This is a genomic window from Anaerovibrio sp., assembly GCF_051866355.1.
In the GTDB taxonomy this organism is placed as follows: domain Bacteria; phylum Bacillota; class Negativicutes; order Selenomonadales; family Selenomonadaceae; genus Anaerovibrio.
The window spans coordinates 23,533-25,554 of sequence record NZ_JBJDWZ010000030.1 but is presented as its reverse complement, the minus strand read 5'-3'; the positions used below and the strand labels follow the sequence as shown (position 1 = coordinate 25,554).

Sequence of the window (2,022 nt, the reverse complement as noted above, 5' to 3'; positions counted from 1 at the left end):
TTCTAAGGGCAGGAATTGCCTCTGCCTGCACCGGTGTCGGCTCCTTGATGCCCATGCGCGCCAGCACTTCGCAAAGACCTTCGGACACGCTCAGCTCATTGAAGGAAGTAATTTTATTCTCCATAATCTATCCTCTTATCGCAATATTTTTATAAGTGATATAGCTATATCCATGCCGCTTGCCCGTATCTACAGTGAATTGAAATGAGCCGATGGCATACGTCATCGACTCATGTTTACTGCTATGGAATACAAATAGCTTACTCTGCCCCGTACATCTTGGCAAGCCTAGCCTGTACTTCCTCATCAGCCAGGAAATCATCGTAGCTGGTAAGCTTGTCAAATACGCCCTCAGGTGTCAGCTCAATAATGCGGTCGGCAATGGTCTGAACAAACTGATGGTCGTGAGAAACGAAAAGCAGGGTTCCCTTGAAGGCAATCAGCCCGTCATTCAATGCCGTAATGGACTCCAAATCCAGATGGTTGGTCGGCTCATCCATCAGAAGCACGTTGGCACCGCTGAGCATCATCTTGGACAGCATGCAACGTACCTTCTCGCCACCGGAGATAACGGATGCCTTCTTCAAGCTTTCCTCACCGCTGAACAGCATGCGCCCCAAAAAGCCGCGGACAAATGACTCATCCGGATCCTTGGAATACTGGCGCAGCCAGTCGGTAAGGCTCAGCTCGCAGCCCTCAAAATACTGGGTGTTATCGTTTGGCAAATATGCCTGGGTGGTGGTAACGCCCCACTTGAAGGAGCCTTCGTCCGGCTCCATTTCACCCATCAAAATCTGGAACAGGGCTGTCTTGCCTGCACTGTTCGGGCCGGTAAAGGCAATCTTCTCACCCTTCTTCACGGTAAAGGAAACATTGTTCAGCACCTTCTCACCGTCAATGGTCTTGGAAATGCCCTCCACCAGAAGCAGCTGGTCGCCAGCCTCACGGTCAGGGGTAAAGGCAATATACGGATAACGGCGTGAAGACGGCTTGATATCCTCAAGGGTAATCTTGTCCAGCAGCTTCTTTCGGGAAGTAGCCTGCTTGGACTTGGAAGCATTTGCCGCAAAGCGGGCAATAAAGGTCTGCAGTTCTTTAATTTTTTCTTCCTTCTTCTTGTTGGCATCCTTTGCCAGCTGCAATGCCAGCTGACTGGAATGATACCAGAAGTCATAGTTGCCCACATAGAGCTGGATTTTGCCAAAGTCAACATCCGCAATATGGGTGCAAACCTGATTCAAGAAGTGACGGTCATGGGAAACCACGATAACGGTATTCTCAAAACCAGCCAAAAAGTCCTCCAGCCAGTTGATGGAAGCCAGATCAAGATGGTTGGTCGGCTCGTCCAGCAGCAGGATGTCAGGATTGCCGAACAGTGCCTGCGCCAAAAGCACGCGCACCTTCAAGGCAGGGTCCAGCTCCGCCATCTTCTGATAGTGGTATTCATCACCGATACCCAGACCGTTCAGCAGCTTTGCTGCGTCGGACTCGGCATCCCAGCCATTCAGCTCCGCAAACTCAGCCTCCAGCTCACCGGCACGGATACCGTCCTCATCGCTGAAATCAGGCTTGGCATAGATGGCATCCTTCTCGTCCATAATGTCCACCAGATGCTGATTGCCCATGATAACAGTGCGAAGCACCTCATACTCGTCATAGGCATAATGGTCCTGCTTCAATACAGACATGCGCTCACCCGGCGTAATGTCGATAGTTCCCTTTGTCGGCTCAATATCGCCGCTCAGGAGCTTCAGAAAAGTGGACTTGCCGGCACCATTGGCACCGATAACGCCATAGCAGTTGCCCGGCGTGAACTTGATAGATACATCCTTGAACAGGACGCGCTTGCCAAATTGCAGTGTTACACCACTAGTTGAAATCATTGTTATTTATACCTCGCAAATTCTCAAATTCAAACTTACCAACTTACAAAACTACAAATACTACAAAGCTACAAGATATTATCACATCATCACACCGCCTGCCAGCAATACGCTGTTATCCATGCAGATGTAATGCCAT

The 2,022-nt window shown here is 49.9% G+C and carries 1 protein-coding gene; it reads right to left on the bottom strand.

Annotated elements, in window-relative coordinates; all coding sequences use genetic code 11:
- Nucleotides 1-260: 260 nt before the first annotated feature.
- A complete protein-coding gene (locus ACI3UA_RS01840) occupies nt 261-1,883 on the bottom strand; it encodes an ABC-F family ATP-binding cassette domain-containing protein (protein ID WP_439723135.1) in 1,623 nt (540 codons plus the stop codon).
- Nucleotides 1,884-2,022 lie beyond the last annotated feature (139 nt).